This window comes from Bradyrhizobium sp. WSM4872 (genome assembly GCF_055811715.1).
This window is the reverse complement of record NZ_JBVVPT010000012.1, coordinates 88,644-113,720: the sequence shown is the minus strand read 5'-3', so window position 1 is coordinate 113,720 and position 25,077 is coordinate 88,644. Positions and strand designations below refer to the sequence as shown.

Below are 25,077 nucleotides of genomic sequence, written 5' to 3'. Positions count from 1 at the left end.
CCAAACTCCCGCGTTGCGTGGGCGCATGCCCTTTGGCATAAATGCCCTACCGGTTACGCCATTGGGCGATGGCGGCCGGCCTCGGGACGTTATGAAGAACGGCCTCTATTCGATTCACGTGAACCTGCTCGATGGTCGGGTCGGCAAGGGCAGCGGCGTGATTCTTTTTCGCGACGGCAAGATTCTTGGCGGCGATGCCTACCTCTATTACACCGGCAGCTACACGGTGAAGGACAACACCTTCAAGGGCGAGGTGCTGGTCCAGCGTCACACCTCACCGCGGGGTGACGACAATCCGCTGTTCGGCGGGCCTGCCGCGGTCGGCATCGGCGTCAGCGGCACCTTCACAGAGACGCGCGGGGACATGACGGGCACCGCGCTGGTCGGCAAGGCCAGCCAGATTTTCGGCGCAACGCTGCACAAGCTTGCGGAGGCCGACTAGAGCTTCGGTTCTGATTGAATCAGAACTGAATCTCTCAATTGTTGTTTCGACGGGTTTTCTTCACGCGGACCGGCATCTAGTTCGCTCGAAAATGCTCGAGCTATTCCGCGGCCTGCTCGAGCGGCGCCACGCGCGGCAGGATGATCTGGATGCGTGTGCCGCTGCCCGGTTCGGAATCCAGATCGAGCCGTCCGCCGAGCCTGTTCGTGACGATGCTGTAGACGATGTGCAGCCCGAGACCGGTGCCGCCCTGGTCGCGGCGCGTCGTGAAGAACGGATCGAAGGCACGGCGACGGACGTCGAGCGACATGCCGCAACCATTGTCAGAGAAGATGATCTCGACATTGTCCTTGCCGGACTCGCGCACCTGGATGTCGATGGTCCCCGGCCGGCCGTCCGGGAAGGCGTGCGCCACCGCGTTGAGAAACAGATTGGTCAGCACCTGGCCGTACGGTCCGGGATAGCTGTTCATGGTCAGATCAGGCTGGCACTCGACGTTGAGTGTCAGATTGTGCTTGCGCAGGCCCGGCCGCAGACTCATCACCACCTGCTCGGTGAGGTCACCGAGATCGAAGCTGCGCTGGTCCGAATAGTTGCGGTCGGCGGCGACCTGCTTGAACGACTGGATCAGCTCGGCGGCGCGGTTGAGATTGGAGACGAGCTGCGAGGACGCATCGCGGCTGGTGTGGAGGAAGTCGTTGAGCGCGGAGCGGCGCAGCTCGCCACGCTCGACCTCGGCGGTGAACATCGCGGTCTTGCGCTCCAGCGCGGAGGCGACCGTGAGGCTGATGCCGACGGGATTGTTGACTTCGTGCGCGACGCCGGCGACGAGGCGCCCGAGCGCCGCCAGCTTCTCCGCCTCGATCAGCGAGGCCTGGGTCTCGCGCAGATTGCGCAGCGCGGTCTCGGCGGATTCCTTGGCTTTCCGCATCTCCTGCTCGCCGCGCTTGCGCTCGCCGATGTCGAGCGCCACGGTGACGATCCGCTCGATCTCGCCTTCGGCATCGAGCAGCGGCAGCTTGTTGACGAGCCATTGCCGCATGTGGCCGGAAGAATCAATGTACTCCTCTTCGTAGAAGCCGAGACCTTTTCGCAGCGTCAGCACGCGCTTGTCGCTCTCGTCGGACTTGGCCGCGCCGTAGCGAGACATCAGGTCGGCCGTGGTGCGGCCGAGCGCATCGCCGGGCTCGATTCCGAAGATGCCGGCCATGTAGCGGTTCATCAGCACGTAGCGCAGGTCGCGGTCCTTGACGTTGATGACCGCGGGCACGGTGTCGATGACCTGCTGGAGCAGGCGCCGTCCTTCAGCGATGGCGTCTTCCGCGCGCTTCTGGTCGGTGATGTCGCGCAGCGTGCCCTCGTAGCGGACGATGTTGCCGGCGTCGTCGCGGACGCCGGTGGCACTGTCGGACAGCCACAGGATGTCGCCGCCGCGCTGACGCACCTGGTACTCGAACTCGCGCACCATGCCGTCGCGTGCCATCAACCGCTGATATTCGACGCGCGCCTCGGGATGGACGTAGATGGTGTGGGCGATGTCGTTGATGCTGTCGATCAGCTGCTGCGGGCTATCGTAGCCCATCATCCGCGCCAGCGCCGGATTGGCGTTGAGGAGGTCGCCGGCAGGCGTCGTGACATAGATGCCATCGACCGAGCCCTCGAACAGTTTCCGATAGCTCTCTTCGGCGAGGCGCTGCTCGGTCAGTGCGCGCACCGCCGCCTCGCGCGCCGTGTCGGCCTCTTCCAGCGCGCGGCGGAACACTTCGGCTGCCCGCGCAATGTCGCCGATCTCATTGTCGAGGTCGGCGGACGGGATCGAGGTGTTCTTCTCGCCAGCTGCGAGCGCGCGGATCGACCGCGCGATCTGGGCGAGCGGACGGACCGTCCGCCGCACCACGAAACCGGCCGCGAGAATGCCGATCAGCACGCCGATGGTACCGAGCACGATGCTCTGCCAGCGCGCCTCCGTCAGCGTGCGGGCAAAGTCGCGCGACAGCACGTGGCCGCGCCGGGCGCTGACCTCGCGCAGCAATTCGGTGACGCGGCCGATCAGCCGGCCCTCGGTTCCCAGCACCTCGCGGTCAATGTCGGCGATCTGCCGTTCGCGGACCGCGACCGCGATGATCGCCTCGGCGTAGTCGTTGACGGCCGATCTGAGCTTGGGATCAGCGACGCCCATCGCGCGCATGCTCTGCGCCGCCTGCTCGGCCGCGGACGGGTTGCGCGCAAGCAAACCGAGCGCGATCCGGCTCTGCGCTTCCGACAGGCGGGACGCCAGCTCGCGGTCCGCGGTGCCGGAGACAGCCGCGTCGAACTGGTCGCGAAGCGGCGGCAGGCCGGCAAGCAGCTGGGCGCGGCGGTCGATCAGCGTCGAGATCCGCTCCAGCCCGCTGCGATAGGTGGCAAGCCGCTCGCTGACGCCGTCGATCATATCCTGCTGCTCGGGCACGAGCTCGATGCGGGTCTTCTTCAGGATGTCGCTGAGCGTCGAGGCCGCCTCGCCCACCTGCTTGAACTGGATGCCGGCGCCGGGGTCGGTGACGAAGTCGCGCGCGGCGAGCCTCAGCTCGTTCATGCGGCGGTCGATGTCCTCGGCGAGATCACCGACGCTCTGCAGCCGCTGCAGCTCGGCGAAGGTCGTGTCGATGTGCCGGATCGCGATCACGCTCGCGGTCGAGGTGACGATGATCACCGCCAGCACCAGAAGGAAGCTGCCGAAGGTGAGCTGGCCGATGGAGAGTGAGAAGGTTCGCTTTTTCTCAGGGGTCGGCGTCAATTCGGCGGACATTGGTGATGTGAGGACCGGGCTATTGGAGCTCCAATATACGACGTATTGCGGTCCCGGGGGAACATGCGTCTGGCCGCCGAATATCCTTAATATTGAAGCCCTGCCGCCCTCCTTGGCCCCGGCTTTATGACGTTTTGACGCCGGCCGGCCGCCGGGCCGGGATGGTCATGGCGGCGACGCCGAGGACGACGCAGGCGAGGCCGATCCAGGCGGTCCGGCTCAGGCTCTCGCCGAGGAAGGCGACGCTGATGGCAACCCCGATCGGCACGCGGAGATAGGCCTGCGCGGTGGTGCCGACCGAGCCCAGGGTCTGGATCAGGCGGAAATAGATCGCGAAGGCCGCGGCGGTCGAGAAGGTCGCCAGCGCGACCAGCGCCAGCACGGAACTCAGCGAGGGCGACAGCGTCCAGGGCTGCTCGACGATGAGCGAAGCCGGGATCAGCGCCGCCGCCCCCGCCAGCAGCGAGCCGGCCGCGGGCGCCATGGGATCGAGGCCCTTGAAGCCGCGACCGAAGATGGCGGCGCAGGCGTAGCAGATGGTGGCGGCAACGATGGCGGCCTCCGCGACGAGGCCGCTTCCGACATCATGGAAGGCATCGACGCCGACGATCAGCAGGATGCCGGCCATGCCGGCAACGACGCCGACCAGCTTGCGCGGTGTCGTCGCCTCGTGACGCGTCACGACCGCCGTGAGCAGGAAGGTGAAGATCGGGCCTGCCGAGTTGAGAATGGTCGCAAGCGCGGCATCGACGTGGCGCTCGCCCCAAGCGATCAACGTCCAGGGGATCACGCTGTTGAGCACGGCCTGGAAAGCGAAGCGTTGCCAGGTCGCGGCATCCGTCGGCATCCTGATGCCCCGCGCGCACATGATCGCGAGCAGCAGCAGACCCGCAATCGTGGTGCGCGCCGCGATCAGCGTGATCGGCGGAATGGTGGCGACGCCGAGCTTGATGAAGGTGTAGGAGCCGCCCCAGAGCGTTGCGAGTGCGAGCAGCAGCGCAAGCTCGACGGCGATGTTGCTGTCCTGCCGATTGTCCTGCCGGTTGGCCATATCGCGCGTCCCGTCCCGTTGTCAGGGACGCAACCTAGCGCGTCTGCCCTCGCCGATACTTCGCTTGGTGTCGAAGTGTCTTAGCCGATCGCCCCGACCTCGAACACCTCGCCGTCATAGCCGGCCTCGCGGGGAATGCGGAGCTGACGGCCGGTATCGGTCTTGGTCATGACAGGCATCACCGTCACGACAGACATCCCGCGGGCGTGCTCGAGCGCGGCGCTCACGCTGCCCTGTTTGGCGAGCCGGATCAAATTGCGCGTGGTCGGGAACGGCAGCTTGAAGCGGCCGCTCTCGCCGCCCTCCACCGCCTCCCGCGGCGAGACCCAGATCGAATCGGTCGACTCCCGGCCGTCATGCGCGCCGAGCTGGTCGGGCGGTGCCGCCGCAAGGAAGAACCAGGTGTCGAAACGTTTTGGCATGCCCTCGGGCGTGATCCAGTGCGCGTAAGGCACGAGCGTATCGAGAGCGAGCTGAAGTCCGTTGTCGGCCAGTATGCTCAGGAAGCTGATCTTGTGCTCGTTGAGCGCGACGCGATGCGCATCGGCGATCTCGCCGGCGCGCTTGGCGTCAACAGGTGTACCCGAGTCTTTCGAGCGCGCCAGCAGGATGCCGCTTTCCTCAAAGGTCTCGCGGATCGCGGCGATCCGAAAACCGCGGTCTGCTTCGTTCAAGCCCTCGCCGCCCGAATACAGGTCGGAGCGCTTGACGATCTCCTGATCGCCGGCATCGACGCTGCCGCCGGGAAACACCAGCGCGCCCGAATTGAACTCGATCTGATGATGGCGGACCATCATGAAGACTTCAATTTCGTCGCGGCTCTTGCGGTCGACCTTCACGCCGTCGCGCAGCAGGAGGATCGTCGACGCAGGGCGTGATGCTGATGCCTCGGCCATTCGACTAACCTGCCGCGCTGGATTGCGGACCGAGATTGGCGCGCTTGTCGATTCGGGCGACGCGCGACAGCAGGTACTCGACCTCTGCCTTCGCCGCAGGCGTAATGGTGGCGCCGGGCTTGCGCTGGGCGCTGGAGGCGATGATGCCGCGCTTCTGCAGCACGTATTTGCGCACGGCGAGGCCCGCGCCCGGCTGCTGCTCGTAGCGGATCAGCGGCAGATGTGCGTCGAACAGATCATGGGCGGCGTCGCGCCTGCCTTCCTTCGAAAGGCGCACGACGTCGATCAGAAGCTCGGGAAAAGCGTAGCCCGTCATGGCGCCGTCGGCGCCGCGCTCCATCTCGAAGTCGAGAAAGAGCCCGCCATTGCCGCAGAGGATCGAGAGCGGCCGCAGCGAGCCGTCCTTCTGGAAATTGCGCAGCGTCGAGATCTTTTCCAGCCCCGGCCAGTCCTCGTGCTTGAGCATGACGCAGTTCGGATTGTCCATGACGATCTTGCGGATCACGGCAGGGGTGAACACCACCGACAAGGTCAGCGGATAGTCCTGGAGCACCCAGGGCACGTCGGGGCCGATCGCCTCGGCCGCCTGCTTGTAATAGCCGATGATCTGGTCGTCGGTCCTCAACGACGGCGGCGGCGCGATCATCACACCGGCTGCACCGGCCTCCATCGATGCCTTCGCCAGCGAGCGCATGGTGGCAAAACCCGGCGCGGAGACGCCGACGATCACCTGCATTGTCTTGGCGCGCTTGACGAAGCGTACCGCTACCCGCTCGGCCTCGGCGGCATCGAGCTTCGGCGCCTCACCGAGGATGCCCAGCACCGTGACGCCGTCGCAGCCGACCTCCTCGTAGAAATCGGTCAGGCGGTCGATGGAGCGCTCGTCGATCCGGCCGTCATCGTGGAACGGCGTCGGCGCGATTGCGAAGGTGCCCTTGGCGTCGGCGGTGAGTTTCATTGGGTCTCTCTTCCTCGGTCATTCCGGGGCGTGCAAAGCACGAGCCCGGAATCCATTTATCTGCTGCGCGTGCTGTACCATGGATCCCGGGCTCACGCTTCGTGTGCCCCGGGATGACGGCCTGTCAAAACCGCCGCGCCCCCATCTTGATCTGCTCTTCGGAGAAGAAGATCTCCTTGGCATGATCGGCGATGTCCTGGGCCTTCCAGGCCGTGTGCGGCGGCTTCCAGCCGTCCATTTCCATCATCCGCATTTCGCGCACGCCGCGGGGCCCGGACACGCCCAGCACCTTGCCGGTCTGGTCGCCCGACAAGTCGCTGACCATGTATAGCACGGCCGGCGCGATGCCGTCCGGCCCCAGCGCCGCACCGGGGTTCTCCTTATAGCGGGGCAGGTCTGCGGTCATGCGGGTCAGCGCGCCCGGCGCAAGCGTCCAGATCCGGATGTTGTATTTGCGCCCCTCGATCGCCAGCACGTTGGACAGGCCCCAGATGCCGCCCTTGGCCGCGCCGTAATTGCTCTGGCCGAAATTGCCGATCAGGCCCGAGGTCGAGGAGGTGTTGACGATGACGCCGCCGCCGTTTTCCCGCATCCAGCGAAACACCGGCATGGTGCAACAAAAGGTGCCCTTCAGATGCACCTTGATGACCTTGTCCCAGTCGGACTCAGAGGCCTTGGCGAAGGTCTGGTCGCGCAGAATGCCGGCATTGTTGACGAGGATGTCGGCACGGCCGAAATGCTTGATGGCGTCGTCGAACACCGACTGGCCGCCTTCCATGGTGGAGATGTCGGCGCCGTTGGCGACCGCCTTGCCGCCCTCGGCCTTGATCGCGTCCACCACGAGCTGCGCCATCGATGTGTCGGCGCCGGTGCCGTCACGAGGTCCGCCGAGGTCGTTGACGACGACGGAGGCCCCTTCCCGCGCGAACAGCTTTGCGTAGGCCTCACCGAGCCCCCCGCCCGCGCCGGTGATCAGCGCAACCTTGCCGTCGAGTAATCCCATGGTGGCGTCTCCCTGGTTTTGTTTTTCTTACCTCGCCCCGCTTGCGGGGAGAGGTCGGATCGCCCTTGCGATCCGGGTGAGGGGGTACAGGTCTCAACACCGTCTTGGCTCGCGGTGAGAGCCCCTCACCCCACCCTCTCCCCGCAAGAGCGGGGCGAGGGAGTGAAACGCCGGTGCCCGACTAACCCAGCACCGTCTTGCCGTTCTTGATCACGGTGACGCCGCGCGACTTCACCTTGGCTTCGAACGAGATCACGCTGCCGTCCTTCCAGAGGTCCATGGTCACGGTCTCGCCGGGATAGACCGGCGAGGAGAACCGCGCGACGTGCTGGCGGAAGGCGGAGGCGTCGTAGTCGGCATAGGTCTGCAGCACGCCGCGGCAGGTGATGCCGTAGGTGCACATGCCGTGCAGGATCGGACGCGGGAAGCCGGCCTTCTTTGCGAACTCGGGATCGGAGTGCAGCGGGTTGCGGTCGCCGCACAGACGATAGACCAGCGCCTGATCGGGGCGCGTGACGATGTCGATGGTCGTGTCGGGCGCGCGCGACGGGATCTTGTGCGGATCGGGCTGGGTCAGGTTCGGCCCGCCAAAGCCGCCATCGCCGCGGGCGAAGCGCGAAGCGACCAGCGTCGCCAGCTTCTCGCCCTTCTCGTTCTTGAGCACGGTCTGGTGGCTGATGACGACGCCCTTGTCCTTGCCCTTGTCGTAGACTTCGACGACGGAGGAATCGGCAGTGATGTGCGCGGCGACCGGCAGCGGCTGGTGGAAGGTGATGTCGCGCTCGCCGTCGACCACCATCACGCGGTTGAGGTTCATCTCGCCCGGACCCGCGCCCCACGCCGCGACGGAGGCGAAGGTCGGCACCACCTTGAGCGGCCGCGGCGACAGCGTGCCCTCGTTGACGAAGGCGAGCTCGTTTTCGTCCATCGGATCGGCGCCGAGGCCGATACCGTAGGCATAGAGCATCACTTCACGGTCGGTGTAGGCATATTTCTGGCCGAGGTTCTTGAGGCCTTTGAGTTCGTCGTATCTGGCGGACATTTTATTGTTACTCCCCGGATTCTTATGCGCCGCTGCCAGTCGAAGTGCCCTCTCCCCTTGTGGGAGAGGGCTGCAAGAGTCGTGCGGCAAACTCGTTTGGGTGAGGGGTTGCTTCCGCAGTGAAAGCTTTCTCCGCGGAGCGATACCCCTCATCCGGCGCTTCGCGCCACCTTCTCCCACATCCGCCTTCGCCAAGGCTTCGGCGGACATGAGGGGAGAAGGAAGAAGCAAACTACGCCGGCGTAAAAAACGGCAGCGGCGCGCCATCGGTCGGCTTGAACACCACCTTCACCTTCTGGCCAATCTTCAACGTCGTCAGATCGCAATCGACGAAATTGGTCTGGAGCGATGGGCCTTCCTTCAGCGTAACGTAGCCGATCGCGTAAGGACCGGTCGGCGACTTCCGCATCAGGCTGAAAGTGTAGATCGTGCCCTCGCCCGAAGACTCTTCCCACACCGTTTTGTCGGAGTAGCAGAACGGGCAGATCGCGCGCGGGAAGTAATGCGCCTCGCCGCAGGCGGTGCAGCGCTTGATCATGAACTTGCCCTGCTTGGCGGCGTCCCAGAACGCGGCGGTCTCAGGGTTGGTCACCGGCGCCGGATATTTCTTGGCTTCGCTCATCACACGCGCTCCAGAATGGCAGTCGAGGCGGCGTGGCGGACACCGAGCAAGCCGCCGGTGCCGTGGGCGATGGCGAGATCGCAATTCTTGACCTGCACCTTCGGATGCGCCTCGCCGCGCAGCTGCCGCACAGCCTCGAGGATCTTGGTCATGCCGCCGCGGTTGACGGGATGGTTGCTGCAGAGGCCACCGCCATCGGTGTTGAACGGCAGCTTGCCCACCCCCGAGATCAAATTGCCGTCGGCGACGAACTTGCCGCCCTCGCCTTTCTTGCAGAAGCCGAGGTCCTCAAGCTGCATCAAGACGGTGATGGTGAAGCTGTCGTAGATCGATGCGTATTTGATGTCCTTCGGCGTGATGCCGGCCTCCTCGAAGGCGCGCGGGCCGGACCAGATTCCGGCGGAGTAAGTGAGGTCGAGATCCTTGCCGCCGCGCGGGCCCTTCATCGCTTCGCCGTGACCGATCAACCGGACCAGCGGCTTCTTCAGGCTTTTTGCGATCTCGGGCGTCGTCACGATCAGCGCGCCGCCGCCGTCGGAGACGACGCAGCAATCCATGCGGTGCAAGGGATCGGAGATCATCGGGGAGTTCAGGACGTCCTCGACGGTGACGACGTCCTTGAGCATCGCATGCGGATTGTATTGCGCGTGGTGCGAGGCCGCGACCTTGATCCAGGCGAGCTGCTCGCTGGTGGTGCCATAGTCGTGCATGTGGCGCATGGCACACATGCCGTAGGCATTGTGCGTGGTCGCGCCGTATGCCGTCTCGAAATCGGCCTCGGCGCCGGCCGCGCGCGGCGGCATCGCCCCGGTGCGCGGCTTGCCGGCCAACGTGATCAGCGCGATCGAGCACTTGCCGGCGGCAATCGCTTCAGCGGCGTGGCCGAGATGGATGATGTAGGAGCAGCCGCCGGTCTCGGTGGAATCGACATGACGAAGTTTCTTGGTGTTCAGACCGAGATAGTCGACCATCGGCCAGGCGCCGCCCGGGGCGTCGCCCGCGCAGAAATAGCCGTCGACATCGTCCTTGCTGAGCCCGGCATCCTCGATCGCGCCTTTGGCGACCTCGGCATGGAGCTGTGCGGTGGATTTGTCCGGTGCATGCCGGGTCGGGTGTTCGTAGATCCCGGCAATGTAGGCTTTGCCCTTGATGGTCAAATAAGGTCTCCGCTGGCGTGTCTCACTTCCGGTTTTTTCTGAACCGCTGCTGCTCTGTTGGCAAGCGCGGAAATATTCCGCCGGGCGAGAGGGCAGCGGGTTGGCGCAAGTGGACGGTCGGTCGGAGCGCCTCTGCTTCCGGAGCAGTCATTGCGAGCGCAGCGAAGCAATCCAGGAATCTTTCCGCGGACGCATTTCTGGATTGCTTCGCTGCGCTCGCAATGACGGGAACGACGGGCAGAACCCTAAAGGTGTTTTGCCCGACGACACAAGCGGTTTCGCTTTATCGAAAAACCCTTTTCCGCGAAAACAACCCCATGCACAGTAGAAAGGAGATTGATTTCAAACAGAAATTTGTGGGGTGGATCAGCGGACCCCACCCAACAAATTCTACTCCGCCGCGATCTGCCTTGGCGCCGGCGGCGGGTTCGCCAAATCGGCGGCGAGCTGGGCGTAGCGGGCCTTGGCGTCTGCGACGGCCTTCTCCTTGACCGGACCGTAGCCGCGGATACGGTCGGGCAACGAGAGCAGCTCCACCGCGGTGTCGATCGTGAGCGGCGACAGCAGGCCGAGCACGGTGGCGACGTCCTTCTCGTAGCCGGCGATCAGATCGCGCTCGAGCTTGCGGTCGGCGCTACGACCGAAGATGTCGAGCGGCGTGCCGCGCAGGAACTTGAATTTTGCGAGCACGCGGAACACCGGAAGCATCCATGGGCCGAAAGCGCGCTTCTTCGGGCGGCCGAGCGCATCGACGCCACGGCTGAGGATCGGCGGCGCCAGGTTGAAGTTGAACTTGAAGTCGCCTTCGAACTGGTCGCGAAGCTGCTTTTCGAACGCGCCGTCGGTGTAAAGCCGCGCGACTTCGTATTCGTCCTTGTAGGCCAGCAGTTTGGCGTAATTGACCGCAACGGCGCGCGTCAGCGCCTCATCATAGCCGCCCTGCCTGACGGCATCGCTGACCTGGTCCACCAGCCTGCGGTAGCGCTTTGCCAGCCGGCCGTTCTGATAGGCGGTGAGATGCTTGGCGCGGTGCTCGACGAGCTCGTCGAGCGTCATTGCCTCAAGCGTCTTCGGCGCAACGACCTCGTCAGTGCCCTTCAGCATGTCGGCAAGACGTGCCGGATCGGCGACCGCGAGCCGGCCGAGGCGGAAGGCTTCCTTGTTCATCTTGATCGAGACGCCGTTGACCTCGATCGCCTGCTCGATCGCCTCCGCCGACAACGGCAAGAGGCCCTTCTGATAGGCGTAGCCCATCATCATCATGTTGGTGGCGATGCTGTCGCCGAGGAGCTGCTCGGCCGGCTTGGTGAAGTCGAAGAATACCGACTCCTTGTGCAGCGCGGTCTCCAGCAACCCGTTCAGCTTGCGGGTCTGGAAGTTGAAGTCGCGGTTGAGGACGAAGTCGGCGGTGGGAATGACGTGGCTGTTGATGATGCCGCGGGTGCGGCTGCTGTCGCAGAGCGAGATGGTGTCCTTGGCAACCGCGACCACCTCGTCGGCTGCGAGCACGACATCGGCCGTGCCGGTGACGATGCGCGAGCAGGTCACCTCGGCCGGATGGTCGGACAGGCGGACATGGCTCAGCACCGCCCCACCCTTTTGCGCCAGGCCCGACATGTCGAGGATCATCGAGGCCTTGCCCTCGATATGCGCGGCCATGCCGAGCAACGCGCCGATGGTCAGCACGCCGGTCCCGCCGACGCCGCCGACCGCGATGTTGTAGGGCTTGTCCAGGTTGGGGCGTGATGCCGGCTCGGGCAGCGCGCCGATATCGCCGACGCCCGCCGGCGCACGCTTGCGCATCTTGCCGCCGTCGACGGTGACGAAGGACGGGCAAAAGCCTTTGACGCAGGAATAATCCTTGTTGCAGGTCGACTGGTTGATGGCACGCTTGCGGCCGAACTCGGTCTCCAGCGGCTCGACCGAAATGCAGTTCGATTGCACCGAGCAATCGCCGCAGCCTTCGCACACCGCGGGATTGATGAGCACACGGCGCGCCGGGTCCTCCATCGTACCGCGCTTGCGGCGGCGGCGCTTCTCGGCGGCGCAAGTCTGCACGAACACGATCGCGGACGCGCCCTTGACCTTGCGCAGCGTTTTCTGGACCGCGTCGAGCTCGTCACGATGCGCGGTCTTGACGCCGGGCGCGATCTCGTTGGCCGGATAGGCGTCGGGATTTTCGGAGACCAGATAGATCTCGCGGATGCCTTCGCTGTGAAGCTGGAAGGTGATCTGCTGCGGCGACAATTCGCCGTCGACATGCTGGCCGCCGGTCATCGCGGTCGCGTCGTTGTAGAGGATCTTGTAGGTGATGTTGGCGCCGGAGGCGATCGCCTGGCGGATCGCGAGGCTGCCGGAGTGGAAATACGTGCCGTCGCCGAGATTGGCGAACACGTGCTCTTCCTTGGTGAAGGGGGCAACGCCGACCCACGGCACACCCTCTCCGCCCATGTGCGTGAAGGTCTCGGTCGAGCGATCCATCCACAGCGCCATGAAGTGGCAACCGATGCCGGCAAAGGCGCGACTGCCTTCGGGCACCTTGGTCGATGTGTTGTGCGGGCAGCCGGAGCAGAAATACGGGGTGCGGGCGACAGGCGCGGGCGCCTGCATTTGCGAGGCCTGGCGGCCGTTGAACCAATCGGCCTTCGAGCGCAGCATCGTTGCAATTTCGGGATTGAGATCAAGTCGAAGCAGGCGCTCGGTCAGCGAGCTCGCCAGTGAGGCGACGCTGAGTTCTTCGGCAAAGGGGAGGAAGCGCTTGTCGTGGTCGTCCATCTTGCCGATGATCCGAGGACGGACGTCGTCGCGCCAGTTGAACAGCTCCTGCTTCACTTGATTTTCGACGATCTCGCGGCGCTCTTCGATGATGAAGATTTCCTCGAGGCCCACGGCGAACTGCCTGACGCCTTCCGGCTCCAGGGGCCAGGGCATGCCGATCTTGTACAATCGAAGTCCGATCTTGGCGGCGACCTCGGGCGTGATGCCGAGCTCGCGCAGCGCCTGCCGGATATCCTCGTAGCTCTTGCCGGACGCCATGATTCCGTAGCGGGCGTTGGGCGAGTCCATCGTGATGCGATTGACCTTGTTGGCGCGCGCAAAGGCGATCGCGGCAAAGCCCTTGTAGTCCTGCAGGCGGCGGTCCTGGGCGAAGCGGTCGTCGGGCCAGCGCAGATTGAGGCCGCCTTCGGGCATCTCGAAATCGGTCGGGATCACGAACGGCGTCATCTCGTCGGTGAGGTCGATCTCGGCGGTGGTCTCCACCGTCTCCGTGATCACCTTCATGCCGACCCAGCAGCCCGAGTAGCGCGACATCGCGATACCCAGAAGGCCCATCTCGATCATCTCGTGGACGCTCGACGGGTAGAGATAGGGCATCAGCGCCGACATGAAGGCGTGGTCGGACTGATGCGGGACCGTCGAGGATTTCGCGCCGTGGTCGTCGCCGGCGAGACACAAGACGCCGCCGTTTTTGGCGGAGCCCGCGGCATTGCCGTGGCGGAAGACGTCGCCGCAGCGATCGACGCCGGGGCCCTTGCCGTACCAGATGCCGACCACGCCGTCATACTTGGCGCCGGGCGAGAGGTTGAGCTGCTGCGAGCCCCAGACCGCGGTCGCGGCCAGGTCCTCGTTCACGCCGGGCTGGAACTTGATGTTGTACTGCTCGAGATGCTTGCGCGCGGCGAACAGCTGCTGGTCGTAGCCGCCGAGCGGCGAGCCGCGATAGCCGGAGATGAAGCCCGCGGTGTTCAGCCCTGCGGCACGGTCGCGCCGGATCTGGGCCATCGGCAGGCGGACCAGGGCCTGAATGCCGGTCGTGAAAATATGTCCGGTGTCCTGGGTGTATTTCTGATCGAGACTGATCGGACCCTGGTTGATGCCCATTATGTCCTCTTCCGCCCTTTTGAGCGCCTGGCTGCTTAAGCCGTTGCCTGCCCGTTGTTTTTAGCTAGGGCGCGCCGACCATTTCCGCCACTCTATGTCGGATATTTCACGCTCCGCATCACAATTCTGGACCAAAGGCAGCGCCGGGTAAAAATCGCAACTTCGTGGCTGCATTGGCATCCGCGATTTTCATTTTGTGTCACCATACCCCCGCCGTCGCGCAACGAATTGACGCCCGGTCATCCCGGACGGCGTCGATGGGTCGCAGGAGAGGCTTTCGATGCGGACGATTCTGGCTTGCCTGGTTCTCGTGGGTCTGGCGTTGTGCAGTGCGGTTGCGAGCGCGGCCGTCGCTGCCGAGCCGTCACCGGAGCTGATCGCCAACGGCAAGGCGCTGGTGGAGGCCGGCGGCTGTGCGGGCTGCCACACCGCCGATCCCGCCAAACCGTTCGCGGGCGGAAAGCGCATCGCCACTCCCTTCGGCGCGATCTACGCGCCGAACCTGACGCCGGACCGCGACACCGGCATCGGCGCCTGGACCGACGCCGACTTCACCCGCGCCGTGCGCACCGGCGTCGCACCCGACGGCTCCAACTATTACCCGGCGTTCCCCTACCCCTATTTCACGCGGATGACTAAGGACGACACACTGGCGATCCGCGCCTATCTCGGAACGCTCGCGGCCGTCACGAGCCGCAACAAGCCGCCGGAACTACGCTGGCCGTTTGGCTATCGTGGCCTGATGCGGATCTGGAAAATGGTCTATTTCAAGCCGGGCCTGTTCGAGCCGGACCAAAGCCAGAGCGCGGCCTGGAATCGAGGCGGCTATCTCGTCACCGGGCTCGGCCATTGCGGCGCCTGCCATACGCCGAAGAACTATTTTGGCGCGGACAAGCAGGCGCAGGCACTCGCGGGCAACGAGGTCGGCGGCTGGTACGCGCCACGGCTCGATGGCGCCGCCCGCACCGGGCTGAAATCGTGGAGCGTCGAGGACGTCACGGAATATCTCCAGAGTGGGCGCAACGCCAGGAGCCACGCCAGCGGGCTGATGGCAGAGGTGGTCGTAAACTCGACTTCGAAGATGAGCGATGCCGACGTGCGCGCGATCGCGGTTTACCTGAAGGACCTGCCGCCGGCGCGGCGTGAGACGATCGTGACGCCGCCTGACGATCCCGAGATGAAGGCCGGCCAAGCCGTCTACGCCAAGCTCTGCATCGCCTGCCATGAGGCCGACGGATCCGGCGCACCGCGCATCTATCCGCCGCTACCCGCCAACGCGCTGCTGCAATCGGTCAATCCGTCCTCGACCTTGCGCATCATCCTCGACGGCGCTCACACCGTCACGACGCCCCGCGCGCCCAACACCGGCGAGATGCCGGCCTATTCCAACCAGCTCTCCGACGAAGAGGTCGCGGCGGTGACGAACTACATCCGCAATTCCTGGGGCAACGCCGCACCGCTGGTGACGCCGGCGCAAGTGGCAAGGGCGCGGAAGCAGGAGCCGTAGCTCAAGGCCCCCGCTCCTCCTCTTCCGTGAAGACAAACTTCGGCATCTCCCATTTGTAGCGCACCGCGAGGAGACGGAAGCTGATGCCGAGGGCGAACGTCAAAATGGTCCAGAGCTCGGCGTTCAGCTTGAGGCCGAAGGCGGTGGCATAGAACAGCCCCGTCACCACCGAGACGCTGGCATAGAGCTCGGAGCGAAACAGCAGCGGCACGTCGTTGCAGAGCACGTCCCGCAACACGCCGCCGGCGCAACCGGTCACCATGCCGGAGACGATGACGATCGGCAGCGTGGCGTCCATCTGCCAGGCGATGTCGCAGCCGGTCATGGTGAAGACGACGAGGCCGATGGCATCGAGCACGATGAAGGCCAGTTTCAGCCGGTGGACCAGCCGCGCCATCAGGATGGTGAGGAAGGCGGCGCCCCCGGCCATTGCGAGGTAGATGGGGTTTTGCACCCAAGCCAGGGGATAATGACCGAGCAAGAGATCACGCAAGGTGCCACCGCCGAGCGCGGTGATGCAGCCAAGGAAGCAGACGCCGAGCCAATCCATGCTGCGGCGGCCGGCAGCGAGCGCGGCAGTCATGCCTTGCGCCGCCACCGCGACCAGCGACAACAGATGCAGCACGCTATCGCTCGGCGGCAAGCTCCACATCGTTTGGTTCCTTCCCGCCAGCGGAACTTACGCTTCAGGCACCCAGCGAACAGGTTCCCGATTCCCGCCGCGGGCGCAACATACGACGAAAGCACTAAGGAGGGCGGAACAGAAGCTCGCATCTAAGGGTTGTCCAGCCGCAATAATCGAGGAGAACCAATCGATGGCTGACGACCGTTTTACCAACGATCCGTACCGCCCGAATCTCGCCGATGATGAGTATCGTAGTGCGGCGCGACGGGATGCCCAGCTTCAGGTCGACCCCGAGCTTGGCGAAGGCCCCGCCTCCAGCGGCAAAGTAGCCCTGTTCGCAGTGGCAATCGCCTTGGTGCTGGGTGCCGTATTCTATGGCCTGAACAACACCGGCACGAGCAACCAGGCGAGCACCACGCCGGCAACGCAGACCGCCCAGCAGGCGCCGGCCACCAATCCGGCCGCACCTCCCGGCATGCGTGACGTGACGCCGCGCACCAACACCGGCCCGGGCGTGACCACGGGCGCCGCGCCGAGCAAGCCGGCCCCGGATACGCCCGCACCGGCTGACGGCGCGAAGTAACGATTTGCAACAATATGCGACAGCGGCGGGATTTCAGATCCCGCCGCTTTCGTTTGTCTTTAGCTGAAGATCTTGTTGAGTTCGCCCCCGGGGTAGCCGGTACCGAGTTCGGTGAACGTCCCCTTGTCCGCCATTTCTTTCGCGGCCCGCATGAAGCCGCCCCAGGCGGCACGAGCGAGTGAACCGCCGACGCTGATCCGGCGCACGCCAAGATCGGCAGCTTCCTGCAATGACAGCCCAGAGCCGCCGATCAGCAGGTTGAATGGTTTGGGTGCGACAGCCTTCACCACCGCGGCGATGTCCTCGCGGCTCTTCAGGCCCGGCGCGTAAAGGCAATCGGCGCCGGCATCGGCGTAAGCGGTGAGCCGGTCGATGACGAGCTTGAGGTCGGTCACGCCCCACAGGTACGCCTCGCAGCGCCCGACCAGCAGCACGCCGCTATCGCCGATCGCCTTGCGCGACGCCTGGATGCGCTCGACTGCGAGCGTGCGCTCGTAGATCGGCTTGTCCTTGTCGCCGGTGGAATCCTCGATCGACAGGCCGGCAACGCCGGTGCGCGCACAGCGCTCGACATTGTCCGCGACCTGGTGCGGCTCGACCGCAAAGCCGCCCTCGAAATCCGCGTTCACGGGGATGTCGACGGACGTGCTCAGTGCTGCCAGATGCTGACAGACCTCCTCGACGCTGACATGGTTGTCGGCCTTGCCGATGGTCCAGGCAAAGCCGGCACTCGACGACGCGAGCGCCTTGAAACCGAGATGCTGCAACGCTTTCGCGCTGCCGACGTCGACCGGATTGGGCAGGATGAAGCAGCCGCTCTCGTGCATCTTCCTGAAGGTCGCGCGCTTGTCAGCAGTTGTCACATGCATGTTTCTCTCCCTGGTTGGCCGCGCAGAGATGGGGACGTGCCGCCGCGAGCGCTAGTGCGCGTCGTGCACCGCGCGGCTGTCCTTCGGCGCCTGCTCGCGATCATTCATGCTGTAGTCACGGATGACGCTGGCGATACGCAGATGATAATCGGCGAAGATTTTCGCGCGGCCCTTGGCCTGGGTGCGACGATGCTCCATCGTGTTGCGCCACGCTTGCACGGCCGCCTCGTCCCGCCAGAACGACACGGACAAGATCTTGCCCTTGTCGGTCAGGCTCTCGAAACGCTCGACCGAGATGAAGCCGTCGATGGTTTGCAGGATCGGCTTGAGGTCGGCCGCGAGGTCGAAATAATCCTGGCGGTGTTCCGGCTTCGGCCAGACCTCGAAGATCACGGCGATCATGGGCGTCTCTCCTTGAGTTGATGGCCTACGATACCACTTACAAAACCACTTGGCGCAGAAACGTGCGCTCTTCCGCGAGGATGAATTTGTGCTCCTCGGCGAAGTGGAAGTTCGCCATGCCTTCCGTATCCTGACGCAGCCGAGCGCGATAGGCCTCATAAGCAGCCAGACTCTCGAAGGTGATCAGCGCGAACGCGATATTGTTGGTGCCCTCGTGCGGCATGAAATAGCCGATCAGATCGCCGCCGCATTTCGGGATGATGGTGAGCCAGCGCTTCGAATATTCCTCGAACTGCGCGCGCTTGAAGGGATCGAGCTGGTAGCGGATGAAGACGGTGATGGACATGATGGCCTCCTGATTTATCGTTGCGAGACACGCGAGCGACATCGTCGCCGCTGAAGCACTGGATTGCTTCGCTTCGCTCGCAATGACGTGTTTGCGGGACACAGGCTACGCGCTTGCCTCACCTCAATGCTTCGGCTACCATCGAAGCATGAAATCAGGTCCCGACATCGCCATGATCGCCTCGCTCGTCGGCGATCCCGCACGCGCCAACATGCTCACGGCGCTGATGAACGGCCGCGCGCTCACCGCAAGCGAGCTGGCGCAGGAGGCCGGCATCACACCGCAGACTGCGAGCTCGCATCTTTCCAAGCTCGAGGCCGGTGGCCTGATCGAGCCGGAGAAGCAGGGCCGCCACCGCTACTACCGCCTCACCGACGACGATGTCGCCGGTGTGCTGGAGGGCCTTGCGGGCCTCGCCGCGCGGACCGGCCATATGCGCGTGCGCACCGGGCCGAAGGATCCGGCGCTACGGCGTGCGCGGATCTGCTACGACCATCTCGCCGGCGATCTCGGCGTGCAGATGCTCGACACCCTGCGTGCGAAAAACCTGGTCAGGCAGAAGAAGCAGGAGATCGAGCTGACGGCGGAGGGCGAGCGCTTCCTGGCGAAGCATTTGCAGATCTCGCCCGACATGCTCACCCATCCGCGCCGGCCGGTCTGCAAGGCCTGCCTCGACTGGAGCGAGCGGCGCCACCATCTCGCCGGCACGCTGGGCGCCGCCATGATGCAGCGTTTCGCCGAACTGAAATGGGCCGCCCGCGACGCCACGCTCGGCAGCCGCGTGGTGAATTTCACCCGCACCGGCGAGAAGCAGTTTGCCGCGTTGTTCGGTGATGGGCGGGAATAGACACAACTCCGTGTGAACGACGTCTCTCGTCGCAGCCGGGCTTGACCCGCGGCCGTCCACGTCATTATGCGAACCATCGTTCCATGACCCTCAGAGACTTCATGAACCGCTTCGCTTGGGCCGCGCTCGTCGCCGCCCTCATCGCCTCTCCGCTCACCTCCACGCGCGCCGCCGACGCCGCCCCGCGCGAACCTTACGGCATCGCGCTCGAAGGCTTTGCCTATCCTTACCCCGTGCACCTGCTGCCTGTTGTCAATGACGGCGAGCAGCTCAGCATGGCCTATATGGACGTGTCGCCTGCGCAGCCCAACGGCCGCGCCGTCGTGCTGCTGCACGGGCGCAACTTCCCGTCGAGCTACTGGGCACCTGTTATCAAGATGCTGAGCGAGGCCGGCTTCCGCGTCGTGGTGCCGGACCAGATCGGCTTCGGCAAATCCTCCAAGCCGACGGGCGAGCTGCATTTCGACAATCTGGCGCGCAACACCATCGCGCTGCTCGATCATCTGAAGATCGACAAGGCCGAGATCATCGCCCATTCGCTCGGCGGCATGCTGGGCGTCCGCATCGCCCGCGCCTTTCCCGACCGCGTCGCGCACCTTGTTCTGACGGCCCCGATCGGGCTGGAAGATTACCGCCTGTATGTGCCGCCGACGCCGACCGAAAAGATCATCGAGACCGAGGACAAGCTCACGGCCGACGGCTATCGCAAGCAGCTCCAGACCAATTACGCGATCAAGCTGCCGGCTGAGGCGATCACGCCGTTCATCGACGCCCTCTTCAACATCAAGGGCAGCCCGGATTATCCGCGCTGGCTGCGCGCCTTCGTCAGTTCGGGCCAGATGATCTATCGTGAGCCGGTGGCGCACGAGATCGCACTGATCACCGAGCCGACGCTGTTCATCATGGGCGCCGACGACCACAACGCACCGGGCCGACTGAGCGCGCCGGAGGCGCTGCGCGCGAAAATGGGCGAGAACGCCGAGCTGGCGAAGGCACTCGCCGCGAAGATGCCGAATGCGCGCGCCGAGGTGATCCCGGACACCGGCCATCTCGTCTTCCTGGAGGCGCCTGAGAAGTACAACGAGCTGGTCCTGAACTTTCTCGGCCGCTAGCGACATTGCTGTCGTCCGGAGCCGCGTGCGGGGAATGTTCATGCCGCATTCAGGTCATGATTGGCAGATTTGGCTCGCGTCGTGTCGGCATGTTGCGATTTTAACGTGCCGAATCGTGTCTTTTGATTCATGGTGCGCCGAAAGTGCCAAGCCCTATAGAACCTGCCCCAAGCACGAGAAGGAAGATCAAATGAAATACCTGTTTGCCGCCGTGATGCTCGCCAGCGCGGTCGTTGGTTTCAGCGAGGCGGCCAGCGCCGCCGGCGGTTGCGGCCCCGGCTGGTATCGCGGCGCCTATGGCGGCTGCCGCCCGATGCGCGGTCCGGTCGTTGTCCGCCCGGGTCCGATCGTGGTTGCGCCGGCCCCTGTCGTGGTCGTGCCGCGCGCGCGCGTGTGCCCCTACGGCTTCCGCTGGTACGCCGGCCGCTGCCGTCCGTTCTGATCTCGTTTTTTGCATAGCTAAATGGCCGCGCGGCGAAAGCCTGCGCGGCCATTTATTTTGGACGTTTGACGTCGCACCGGGATGTTTCGAATCAAAACGGGGACCGCGATCGCGGTCCCCGTTCAAGCCTGGCTTGCGCGAAGCTTACCAATGGCGGCGGTGCCATCGCCGGCGATGCCAGCCCCAGTGACGGCGGCGCCAACCCCAATGACGGTGACGCCAGCCCCAATGGTGGTGGTGGCCGTGCCAGTGCACCTGCTCCGGCCTCAACTGCGCGGCTTCATCGCTGCTGGTGACCGCGGGATGAGCGTCGGGATTGCCTTGCGGCGTGCTGGGGTCACCGAGCGGCTGCGGCGCCAGCGGCGCAGCCTTTGCGGCGGCCGTGAACGCGGCAGCTCCGGCCGCGACACCGATTGCAAATTTCAAAAAATTCCGGCGCTCCATGACTTCTTTCCTCTTGGATGGTCGTGCCAGTGATGCAGAGGAAGTGTCGCGGTGACGACATGAACCGAAGCTGAATCGCGCGTTCAGCTTCGTTGCGCAGGTGACAGGAGGATTCGCACCGCCGTAGCCCGGTGCTCTCTTTGCCAAACTCCTGCGCCAGCACCAGCACTGATACATCGCCTGATGCAGTGACGGATCGTCGAGGCTTCAGAACCGCCAGGCCTTGGCCACACCGAATACCTTCACCGCGTCGGGCAGATGTTCCGTCTCGTACCATCTGTCGAAGGCGGCGCGCTTGCCCGCATCGGTGACGACGGCGCGGACGACGAAGAAGGCTGACGACATCGGATTTCCTCCTGTTGTTTGGGATGAGACTAACCGGTTACGTCGGCGACGACAAAAAGAGTTGGCAACGGTGTCGGACCGCGCGGCCCTCGTCCGTCCTATGCGCAAGACAGCACGGAGACGACCTATGGCCGACCTCACCCTGACCACCTTCAACTGGGTTCCCGAACTCCCGCGCGGCTTTGTGCGCGACCTTCGCGTACGCTGGGCCCTTGAGGAGGCGGCGCTCCCCTATCGCGTCGCGAGCGCGCCGTTCGACGGGCGCGGCGCCGAGCATCTTGCGCACCAGCCGTTCGGGCAGGTGCCGTGGCTGACCGACGGCGATCTCTCGATCTTCGAGAGCGGCGCGATCCTGCTGCATCTCGGCGGCCTCAGCACGAAGCTGATGCCATCAGATCCGCGCGGCCGCAACGAAGCCACGGAATGGCTGTTCGCCGCACTCAATTCGGTGGAGATGGCAAGCCTGCCCTGGGGGATGTCGAAGTTCATGGGACATCCGACCGATACGGCGGCGTGGAAATTCGTGGACGACTTCCTCAAACTCCGCCTCAAGCACATGGAGGCGGTGCTGGCCAACCGCGAATGGCTGGCAGGCACGTTCTCCGTCGCCGACATCCTGATGGCCGACGTGCTGCGCGTCGTCGATCAGTTCGGTGGGCTGGCGGACAGTCCCGCCTGCCGCGCCTACCTCGCGCGCGCCACCGCCCGCCCGGCCTTCGCCAAGGCCCACGCCGACCAGATGGCGCATTTCGCTGCGGCGGATGCGACCCGCTAACGCGGCGTAGGGTGTGACGTGCCTCACATAATGAATCCGGCGATGGCCGTAGGCTCACGGCCATCAAATCATTCCCTGCGGAAGGTGACACATGGCCCGCATCGCATATCTCAGAGACCAGCTTGCCCGCGCCGAACGGCTGGCAAAGGCGATCCTCGACCGGCAAACCGCGGAGCAGCTTCAGGCATTCGCAGCCGAATGCCGCGAGGAGTTGCAGGTGCTGTCGCGCAGGGTTGCGGCGTAAACTAGCGCGCTACACTAGCTTCATCGGCGTATCGGCGACCACGCGAAGGTCGATGCGGCTGATCAATTGAGACCGAAGCGCCTCCGCATCGCCGATCGCGCTCTCCGTCTGCCGCAACGTGCTGACGTTCGAGCCAAGCGAGACGATGCCGCCGAGCATCAGAGCGATCGATCCGAGCGCAGCGGTCTGACCCATCCCGAATAAACCGAGGATCGTGATCAGCAACAGCGCAGCACCGCCACCGATCGCGAGCTTGGATGCCAGGATGTACTTTCGGCACCGCTCAGCGATCTCGGCGAGGCGCTCGATCCGCGCTTCGATGTCTGAAATCTCGTCGGTCGGATCGTCTTCGGTCATTGGATTCGGATAGAGCATGCCAACTCAGAAACAGAATCGGTAGCCCGCATGAGCGAAGCGACATGCGGGACTTGGATAGAAAACCCGGATGTCGCTACGCTCATCCGGGCTACACGTCCTCACAACGGCAAATTGTCGTGCTTCTTCGCCGGCGTTTCCACCTTCTTGTCCTTCAGCATCGATAGCGCGCGCGCGATCCGCTTGCGGGTCGAGTGCGGCATGATGACGTCGTCGATGTAGCCGCGCTCGGCGGCGATGAAGGGGGAGAGGAAGCGGTCTTCGTATTCCTTGGTGCGCGCGGCGATCTTGTCGGGGTCGCCGATGTCGGCGCGGAAGATGATCTCGACCGCGCCCTTGGCGCCCATCACGGCGATCTGGGCGGTCGGCCAGGCGTAGTTCATGTCGGCGCCGATCTCCTTGGAGGCCATGACGTCGAAGGCGCCGCCATAGGCCTTGCGGGTGATGATGGTGACCAGCGGCACGGTACATTGCGAATAAGCGAACAGCAGTTTCGCGCCGTGCTTGATCAGGCCGCCATATTCCTGCGCGGTGCCGGGCAGGAAGCCCGGTACGTCGACGAAGGTCACGATCGGGATGTTGAAGGCATCACAGAAACGAACGAAGCGCGCGGCCTTGCGTGAGGCGTCAGAGTCGAGCACGCCGGCGAGCACCATCGGCTGGTTGGCGACGAAGCCCACGGTGCGGCCGGCGATGCGACCGAATCCGGTGACGATGTTCTTGGCAAAGGCGTCCGCGATCTCGAAGAAGTCGCCCTCGTCCACGACCTTCAGGATCAGCTCCTTCATGTCGTAGGGCTTGTTCGGATTGTCGGGGATCAGCGTATCGAGCGACATGTCGACGCGGCCGATGTCGTCGAAGCTCGGCCATTCCGGCACGCCGTCCGTGTTGTTGGACGGCAGGAAGTCGATCAGGCGCCGCATTTGCAAGAGCGTCTCGACGTCGTTCTCGAAGGCGCCATCGGCAATCGAGGAGCGCGTGGCATGCACCGAGGCGCCGCCGAGTTCTTCCGCCGTCACGACCTCGTTGGTGACAGTCTTCACCACGTCGGGGCCGGTGACGAACATGTAGCTGGTGTTCTTCACCATGAAGATGAAGTCGGTCATCGCAGGCGAATAGACGTCGCCGCCGGCGCAGGGGCCCATGATGACGGAGATCTGCGGGATCACGCCGGAGGCGAGCACGTTGCGGCGGAACACGTAGGAATAGCCGGCGAGCGCAGCGACCCCCTCCTGGATGCGGGCGCCGCCCGCGTCATAGAGGCCTATGATGGGCGCACGCGCCTTCATCGCCATGTCCTGGAGCTTTGTGATCTTGAGCGCGTGGGTCTCGGACAGCGAGCCGCCGAACACGGTGAAATCCTTGGCGAATACAAAGGTCTTGCGGCCGTTGACGGTGCCCCAGCCGGTGACGACGCCGTCGCCGGGCACCTTGTTCTTCTCCATGCCGAATTCGGTGGAGCGGTGCTCGACGAACATGTCGAATTCCTCGAACGATCCCTTGTCGAGCAAGAGCTCGATGCGCTCACGCGCGGTCAGCTTGCCGCGGGCGTGCTGCGCCTCGATGCGCTTCTCCCCGCCGCCGAGCTTTGCGCCGGCGCGACGGTCTTCAAGGGCGTCCAGGATATTCTTCATTTGCTCCCGCCAGTTCTTAGCCTAAATGCGATTGCCGGGGTTCTAACACGGCATTTTGCGGGCCGGGAAGCGGCTTTCGGTCCCGCAGGGCTGCCTTGCCGCAGCGGGAAAGCGCAAGGAATTTCAAAGTTTTGCCTGGGAGACGAGCATGACCGAAGGAACGGCGGAGATTGGCGCTGCGACGGGCGGCGTCAACATCCTGCTGCGGCTGGAGGGCCTGACCCTGTTTGTGGGGATGGTGATGCTCTACTGGGCCTGGGACGGCTCATGGCTGGTGTTCGCCCTGCTGTTCTTCGTCCCCGATCTCAGCTTCCTGGCATACCTGTCGGACGCCAAACTCGGCGCGATGGTCTACAACGCCGCCCACAGCTACATGGCGCCGGTCGCGCTGCTGACGCTCGGCTTCGGCCTCGCCTCGCCGCTCACCCTGTCCATCGCCTTGATCTGGCTCGCCCATATCGGCATCGACCGGGCGCTGGGCTATGGCTTGAAATATTCGGCCGGGTTCGGCTTCACCCATCTCGGCCGGATCGGCCGGCAGAAGGATACCTGACCGCCGCGCGCTGCCCGTAAATTTGGCGGCCCGGCCGGTTGACCGGGCGCGGCGATTCAGGCTTGCTCCAGGCTTGCGATCAGGCGCCGAATGTTGCGTGGGCTCAGTCGGTACGGCGGCGGTCATCATTTCC

The 25,077-nt window shown here is 64.6% G+C and carries 26 protein-coding genes; 9 read left to right on the top strand and 17 right to left on the bottom strand.

Annotated elements, in window-relative coordinates; translation table 11 throughout:
- The first annotated feature begins 91 nt into the window (after nucleotides 1–91).
- The gene (locus tag AC0L3C_RS18535; protein WP_007603093.1) at nucleotides 92–442 is read left to right on the top strand and encodes a GrlR family regulatory protein; all 351 of its coding nucleotides are present in this window, start codon (nucleotides 92–94) and stop codon (nucleotides 440–442) included.
- 100 nt (nucleotides 443–542) lie between these two features.
- Here AC0L3C_RS18535 and AC0L3C_RS18530 read toward each other — a convergent pair whose 3' ends face one another.
- From AC0L3C_RS18530 to AC0L3C_RS18490, 9 genes are all read right to left on the bottom strand, one after another.
- Nucleotides 543–3,230 carry a PAS domain S-box protein gene (locus tag AC0L3C_RS18530; RefSeq protein WP_473408639.1) on the bottom strand — a complete coding sequence of 896 codons (2,688 nt, stop codon included), beginning with the start codon at nucleotides 3,228–3,230 and terminating at the stop codon, nucleotides 543–545.
- Nucleotides 3,231–3,354: 124 nt separating this feature from the next.
- A complete protein-coding gene (locus AC0L3C_RS18525) occupies nucleotides 3,355–4,281 on the bottom strand; it encodes a DMT family transporter (protein WP_473408638.1) in 927 nt (308 codons plus the stop codon).
- An 80-nt stretch (nucleotides 4,282–4,361) separates the two neighbouring features.
- Entirely contained in the window at nucleotides 4,362–5,177 is an 816-nt protein-coding gene (locus AC0L3C_RS18520; protein ID WP_473408637.1) for an NUDIX hydrolase, read from the bottom strand.
- 4 nt (nucleotides 5,178–5,181) lie between these two features.
- Entirely contained in the window at nucleotides 5,182–6,135 is a 954-nt protein-coding gene (locus AC0L3C_RS18515; RefSeq protein ID WP_473408636.1) for a dihydrodipicolinate synthase family protein, read from the bottom strand.
- A gap of 124 nt (nucleotides 6,136–6,259) precedes the next feature.
- Nucleotides 6,260–7,138, bottom strand: coding sequence for an SDR family oxidoreductase (locus AC0L3C_RS18510; RefSeq protein WP_473263929.1), 879 nt, complete (start codon nucleotides 7,136–7,138; stop codon nucleotides 6,260–6,262).
- Nucleotides 7,139–7,319: 181 nt separating this feature from the next.
- Entirely contained in the window at nucleotides 7,320–8,180 is an 861-nt protein-coding gene (locus AC0L3C_RS18505) for a MaoC family dehydratase (RefSeq protein WP_473263930.1), read from the bottom strand.
- Between the two features lie 232 nt (nucleotides 8,181–8,412).
- Nucleotides 8,413–8,802 carry a Zn-ribbon domain-containing OB-fold protein gene (locus tag AC0L3C_RS18500; RefSeq protein WP_473408635.1) on the bottom strand — a complete coding sequence of 130 codons (390 nt, stop codon included), beginning with the start codon at nucleotides 8,800–8,802 and terminating at the stop codon, nucleotides 8,413–8,415.
- Nucleotides 8,802–9,959, bottom strand: coding sequence for a thiolase domain-containing protein (locus AC0L3C_RS18495; protein ID WP_007611536.1), 1,158 nt, complete (start codon nucleotides 9,957–9,959; stop codon nucleotides 8,802–8,804). The genes AC0L3C_RS18500 and AC0L3C_RS18495 overlap by 1 nt, the downstream gene beginning before the upstream one ends.
- Before the next feature lie 390 nt (nucleotides 9,960–10,349).
- Nucleotides 10,350–13,841: an indolepyruvate ferredoxin oxidoreductase family protein gene (locus AC0L3C_RS18490; protein WP_473408634.1), complete on the bottom strand. Its 3,492-nt coding sequence runs from the start codon at nucleotides 13,839–13,841 to the stop codon at nucleotides 10,350–10,352.
- A gap of 280 nt (nucleotides 13,842–14,121) precedes the next feature.
- Here AC0L3C_RS18490 and AC0L3C_RS18485 point away from each other — a divergent pair, with 280 nt between their 5' ends.
- Nucleotides 14,122–15,348: a cytochrome c gene (locus AC0L3C_RS18485; protein WP_473408633.1), complete on the top strand. Its 1,227-nt coding sequence runs from the start codon at nucleotides 14,122–14,124 to the stop codon at nucleotides 15,346–15,348.
- Nucleotide 15,349: 1 nt separating this feature from the next.
- On the opposite strand, the gene AC0L3C_RS18480 is transcribed toward AC0L3C_RS18485, so the two are convergent.
- Nucleotides 15,350–16,000 (bottom strand): trimeric intracellular cation channel family protein, encoded by a 651-nt coding sequence (locus AC0L3C_RS18480; protein ID WP_473408632.1) that lies wholly within the window; start codon nucleotides 15,998–16,000, stop codon nucleotides 15,350–15,352.
- 163 nt (nucleotides 16,001–16,163) lie between these two features.
- Here AC0L3C_RS18480 and AC0L3C_RS18475 point away from each other — a divergent pair, with 163 nt between their 5' ends.
- Nucleotides 16,164–16,556, top strand: coding sequence for a hypothetical protein (locus AC0L3C_RS18475; protein WP_473281158.1), 393 nt, complete (start codon nucleotides 16,164–16,166; stop codon nucleotides 16,554–16,556).
- Nucleotides 16,557–16,615: 59 nt separating this feature from the next.
- Here AC0L3C_RS18475 and AC0L3C_RS18470 read toward each other — a convergent pair whose 3' ends face one another.
- The 3 genes from AC0L3C_RS18470 to AC0L3C_RS18460 are packed head-to-tail and all read right to left on the bottom strand — an operon-like array spanning nucleotide 16,616 to nucleotide 18,173.
- Nucleotides 16,616–17,425, bottom strand: a complete 810-nt coding sequence (locus tag AC0L3C_RS18470; protein ID WP_473408631.1) for an isocitrate lyase/PEP mutase family protein — start codon at nucleotides 17,423–17,425, stop codon at nucleotides 16,616–16,618.
- Nucleotides 17,426–17,476: 51 nt separating this feature from the next.
- On the bottom strand, nucleotides 17,477–17,827 hold the full coding sequence (locus AC0L3C_RS18465; RefSeq protein ID WP_007603077.1) for an antibiotic biosynthesis monooxygenase family protein: 351 nt from the start codon (nucleotides 17,825–17,827) through the stop codon (nucleotides 17,477–17,479).
- 37 nt (nucleotides 17,828–17,864) lie between these two features.
- A complete protein-coding gene (locus AC0L3C_RS18460; RefSeq protein WP_063995954.1) occupies nucleotides 17,865–18,173 on the bottom strand; it encodes an NIPSNAP family protein in 309 nt (102 codons plus the stop codon).
- A 148-nt stretch (nucleotides 18,174–18,321) separates the two neighbouring features.
- Between AC0L3C_RS18460 and AC0L3C_RS18455 the strand changes: the two genes are divergently transcribed.
- The 3 genes from AC0L3C_RS18455 (at nucleotide 18,322) to AC0L3C_RS18445 (ending at nucleotide 20,574) form a co-directional block, all read left to right on the top strand.
- Nucleotides 18,322–19,020, top strand: coding sequence for an ArsR/SmtB family transcription factor (locus AC0L3C_RS18455; RefSeq protein WP_473408630.1), 699 nt, complete (start codon nucleotides 18,322–18,324; stop codon nucleotides 19,018–19,020).
- A 101-nt stretch (nucleotides 19,021–19,121) separates the two neighbouring features.
- The gene (locus AC0L3C_RS18450; protein WP_473408629.1) at nucleotides 19,122–20,132 is read left to right on the top strand and encodes an alpha/beta fold hydrolase; all 1,011 of its coding nucleotides are present in this window, start codon (nucleotides 19,122–19,124) and stop codon (nucleotides 20,130–20,132) included.
- Between the two features lie 190 nt (nucleotides 20,133–20,322).
- On the top strand, nucleotides 20,323–20,574 hold the full coding sequence (locus AC0L3C_RS18445; protein WP_007603074.1) for a GCG_CRPN prefix-to-repeats domain-containing protein: 252 nt from the start codon (nucleotides 20,323–20,325) through the stop codon (nucleotides 20,572–20,574).
- 144 nt (nucleotides 20,575–20,718) lie between these two features.
- On the opposite strand, the gene AC0L3C_RS18440 is transcribed toward AC0L3C_RS18445, so the two are convergent.
- A complete protein-coding gene (locus AC0L3C_RS18440) occupies nucleotides 20,719–21,018 on the bottom strand; it encodes a twin-arginine translocation signal domain-containing protein (protein ID WP_473408628.1) in 300 nt (99 codons plus the stop codon).
- Nucleotides 21,019–21,225: 207 nt separating this feature from the next.
- Nucleotides 21,226–21,363: a hypothetical protein gene (locus tag AC0L3C_RS18435; protein WP_473408676.1), complete on the bottom strand. Its 138-nt coding sequence runs from the start codon at nucleotides 21,361–21,363 to the stop codon at nucleotides 21,226–21,228.
- A gap of 127 nt (nucleotides 21,364–21,490) precedes the next feature.
- Here AC0L3C_RS18435 and AC0L3C_RS18430 point away from each other — a divergent pair, with 127 nt between their 5' ends.
- Nucleotides 21,491–22,138 carry a glutathione S-transferase family protein gene (locus tag AC0L3C_RS18430; protein ID WP_473408627.1) on the top strand — a complete coding sequence of 216 codons (648 nt, stop codon included), beginning with the start codon at nucleotides 21,491–21,493 and terminating at the stop codon, nucleotides 22,136–22,138.
- A gap of 91 nt (nucleotides 22,139–22,229) precedes the next feature.
- Complete coding sequence (locus AC0L3C_RS18425; protein ID WP_007603069.1) at nucleotides 22,230–22,382, top strand: hypothetical protein; 153 nt, start codon at nucleotides 22,230–22,232, stop codon at nucleotides 22,380–22,382.
- A gap of 9 nt (nucleotides 22,383–22,391) precedes the next feature.
- Here AC0L3C_RS18425 and AC0L3C_RS18420 read toward each other — a convergent pair whose 3' ends face one another.
- Nucleotides 22,392–22,739 carry a hypothetical protein gene (locus AC0L3C_RS18420; RefSeq protein WP_473408672.1) on the bottom strand — a complete coding sequence of 116 codons (348 nt, stop codon included), beginning with the start codon at nucleotides 22,737–22,739 and terminating at the stop codon, nucleotides 22,392–22,394.
- Between the two features lie 119 nt (nucleotides 22,740–22,858).
- Nucleotides 22,859–24,391, bottom strand: a complete 1,533-nt coding sequence (locus tag AC0L3C_RS18415) for an acyl-CoA carboxylase subunit beta (protein WP_007603066.1) — start codon at nucleotides 24,389–24,391, stop codon at nucleotides 22,859–22,861.
- Between the two features lie 148 nt (nucleotides 24,392–24,539).
- Here AC0L3C_RS18415 and AC0L3C_RS18410 point away from each other — a divergent pair, with 148 nt between their 5' ends.
- On the top strand, nucleotides 24,540–24,944 hold the full coding sequence (locus AC0L3C_RS18410; RefSeq protein ID WP_473263953.1) for a DUF4260 domain-containing protein: 405 nt from the start codon (nucleotides 24,540–24,542) through the stop codon (nucleotides 24,942–24,944).
- Nucleotides 24,945–25,077 lie beyond the last annotated feature (133 nt).

Excerpts from the sequence above, each read along its gene's own strand:
- AC0L3C_RS18535 (WP_007603093.1), top strand. The coding sequence starts at position 92 with ATGAAGAACGGCCTCTATTCGATTCACGTGAACCTGCTCGATGGTCGG.
- AC0L3C_RS18530 (WP_473408639.1), bottom strand. The coding sequence starts at position 3,230 with ATGTCCGCCGAATTGACGCCGACCCCTGAGAAAAAGCGAACCTTCTCA.
- AC0L3C_RS18525 (WP_473408638.1), bottom strand. The coding sequence starts at position 4,281 with ATGGCCAACCGGCAGGACAATCGGCAGGACAGCAACATCGCCGTCGAG.
- AC0L3C_RS18520 (WP_473408637.1), bottom strand. The coding sequence starts at position 5,177 with ATGGCCGAGGCATCAGCATCACGCCCTGCGTCGACGATCCTCCTGCTG.
- AC0L3C_RS18515 (WP_473408636.1), bottom strand. The coding sequence starts at position 6,135 with ATGAAACTCACCGCCGACGCCAAGGGCACCTTCGCAATCGCGCCGACG.
- AC0L3C_RS18510 (WP_473263929.1), bottom strand. The coding sequence starts at position 7,138 with ATGGGATTACTCGACGGCAAGGTTGCGCTGATCACCGGCGCGGGCGGG.
- AC0L3C_RS18505 (WP_473263930.1), bottom strand. The coding sequence starts at position 8,180 with ATGTCCGCCAGATACGACGAACTCAAAGGCCTCAAGAACCTCGGCCAG.
- AC0L3C_RS18500 (WP_473408635.1), bottom strand. The coding sequence starts at position 8,802 with ATGAGCGAAGCCAAGAAATATCCGGCGCCGGTGACCAACCCTGAGACC.
- AC0L3C_RS18490 (WP_473408634.1), bottom strand. The coding sequence starts at position 13,841 with ATGGGCATCAACCAGGGTCCGATCAGTCTCGATCAGAAATACACCCAG.
- AC0L3C_RS18485 (WP_473408633.1), top strand. The coding sequence starts at position 14,122 with ATGCGGACGATTCTGGCTTGCCTGGTTCTCGTGGGTCTGGCGTTGTGC.
- AC0L3C_RS18480 (WP_473408632.1), bottom strand. The coding sequence starts at position 16,000 with ATGTGGAGCTTGCCGCCGAGCGATAGCGTGCTGCATCTGTTGTCGCTG.
- AC0L3C_RS18475 (WP_473281158.1), top strand. The coding sequence starts at position 16,164 with ATGGCTGACGACCGTTTTACCAACGATCCGTACCGCCCGAATCTCGCC.
- AC0L3C_RS18470 (WP_473408631.1), bottom strand. The coding sequence starts at position 17,425 with ATGCATGTGACAACTGCTGACAAGCGCGCGACCTTCAGGAAGATGCAC.
- AC0L3C_RS18465 (WP_007603077.1), bottom strand. The coding sequence starts at position 17,827 with ATGATCGCCGTGATCTTCGAGGTCTGGCCGAAGCCGGAACACCGCCAG.
- AC0L3C_RS18460 (WP_063995954.1), bottom strand. The coding sequence starts at position 18,173 with ATGTCCATCACCGTCTTCATCCGCTACCAGCTCGATCCCTTCAAGCGC.
- AC0L3C_RS18455 (WP_473408630.1), top strand. The coding sequence starts at position 18,322 with ATGAAATCAGGTCCCGACATCGCCATGATCGCCTCGCTCGTCGGCGAT.
- AC0L3C_RS18450 (WP_473408629.1), top strand. The coding sequence starts at position 19,122 with ATGAACCGCTTCGCTTGGGCCGCGCTCGTCGCCGCCCTCATCGCCTCT.
- AC0L3C_RS18445 (WP_007603074.1), top strand. The coding sequence starts at position 20,323 with ATGAAATACCTGTTTGCCGCCGTGATGCTCGCCAGCGCGGTCGTTGGT.
- AC0L3C_RS18440 (WP_473408628.1), bottom strand. The coding sequence starts at position 21,018 with ATGGAGCGCCGGAATTTTTTGAAATTTGCAATCGGTGTCGCGGCCGGA.
- AC0L3C_RS18435 (WP_473408676.1), bottom strand. The coding sequence starts at position 21,363 with ATGTCGTCAGCCTTCTTCGTCGTCCGCGCCGTCGTCACCGATGCGGGC.
- AC0L3C_RS18430 (WP_473408627.1), top strand. The coding sequence starts at position 21,491 with ATGGCCGACCTCACCCTGACCACCTTCAACTGGGTTCCCGAACTCCCG.
- AC0L3C_RS18425 (WP_007603069.1), top strand. The coding sequence starts at position 22,230 with ATGGCCCGCATCGCATATCTCAGAGACCAGCTTGCCCGCGCCGAACGG.
- AC0L3C_RS18420 (WP_473408672.1), bottom strand. The coding sequence starts at position 22,739 with ATGACCGAAGACGATCCGACCGACGAGATTTCAGACATCGAAGCGCGG.
- AC0L3C_RS18415 (WP_007603066.1), bottom strand. The coding sequence starts at position 24,391 with ATGAAGAATATCCTGGACGCCCTTGAAGACCGTCGCGCCGGCGCAAAG.
- AC0L3C_RS18410 (WP_473263953.1), top strand. The coding sequence starts at position 24,540 with ATGACCGAAGGAACGGCGGAGATTGGCGCTGCGACGGGCGGCGTCAAC.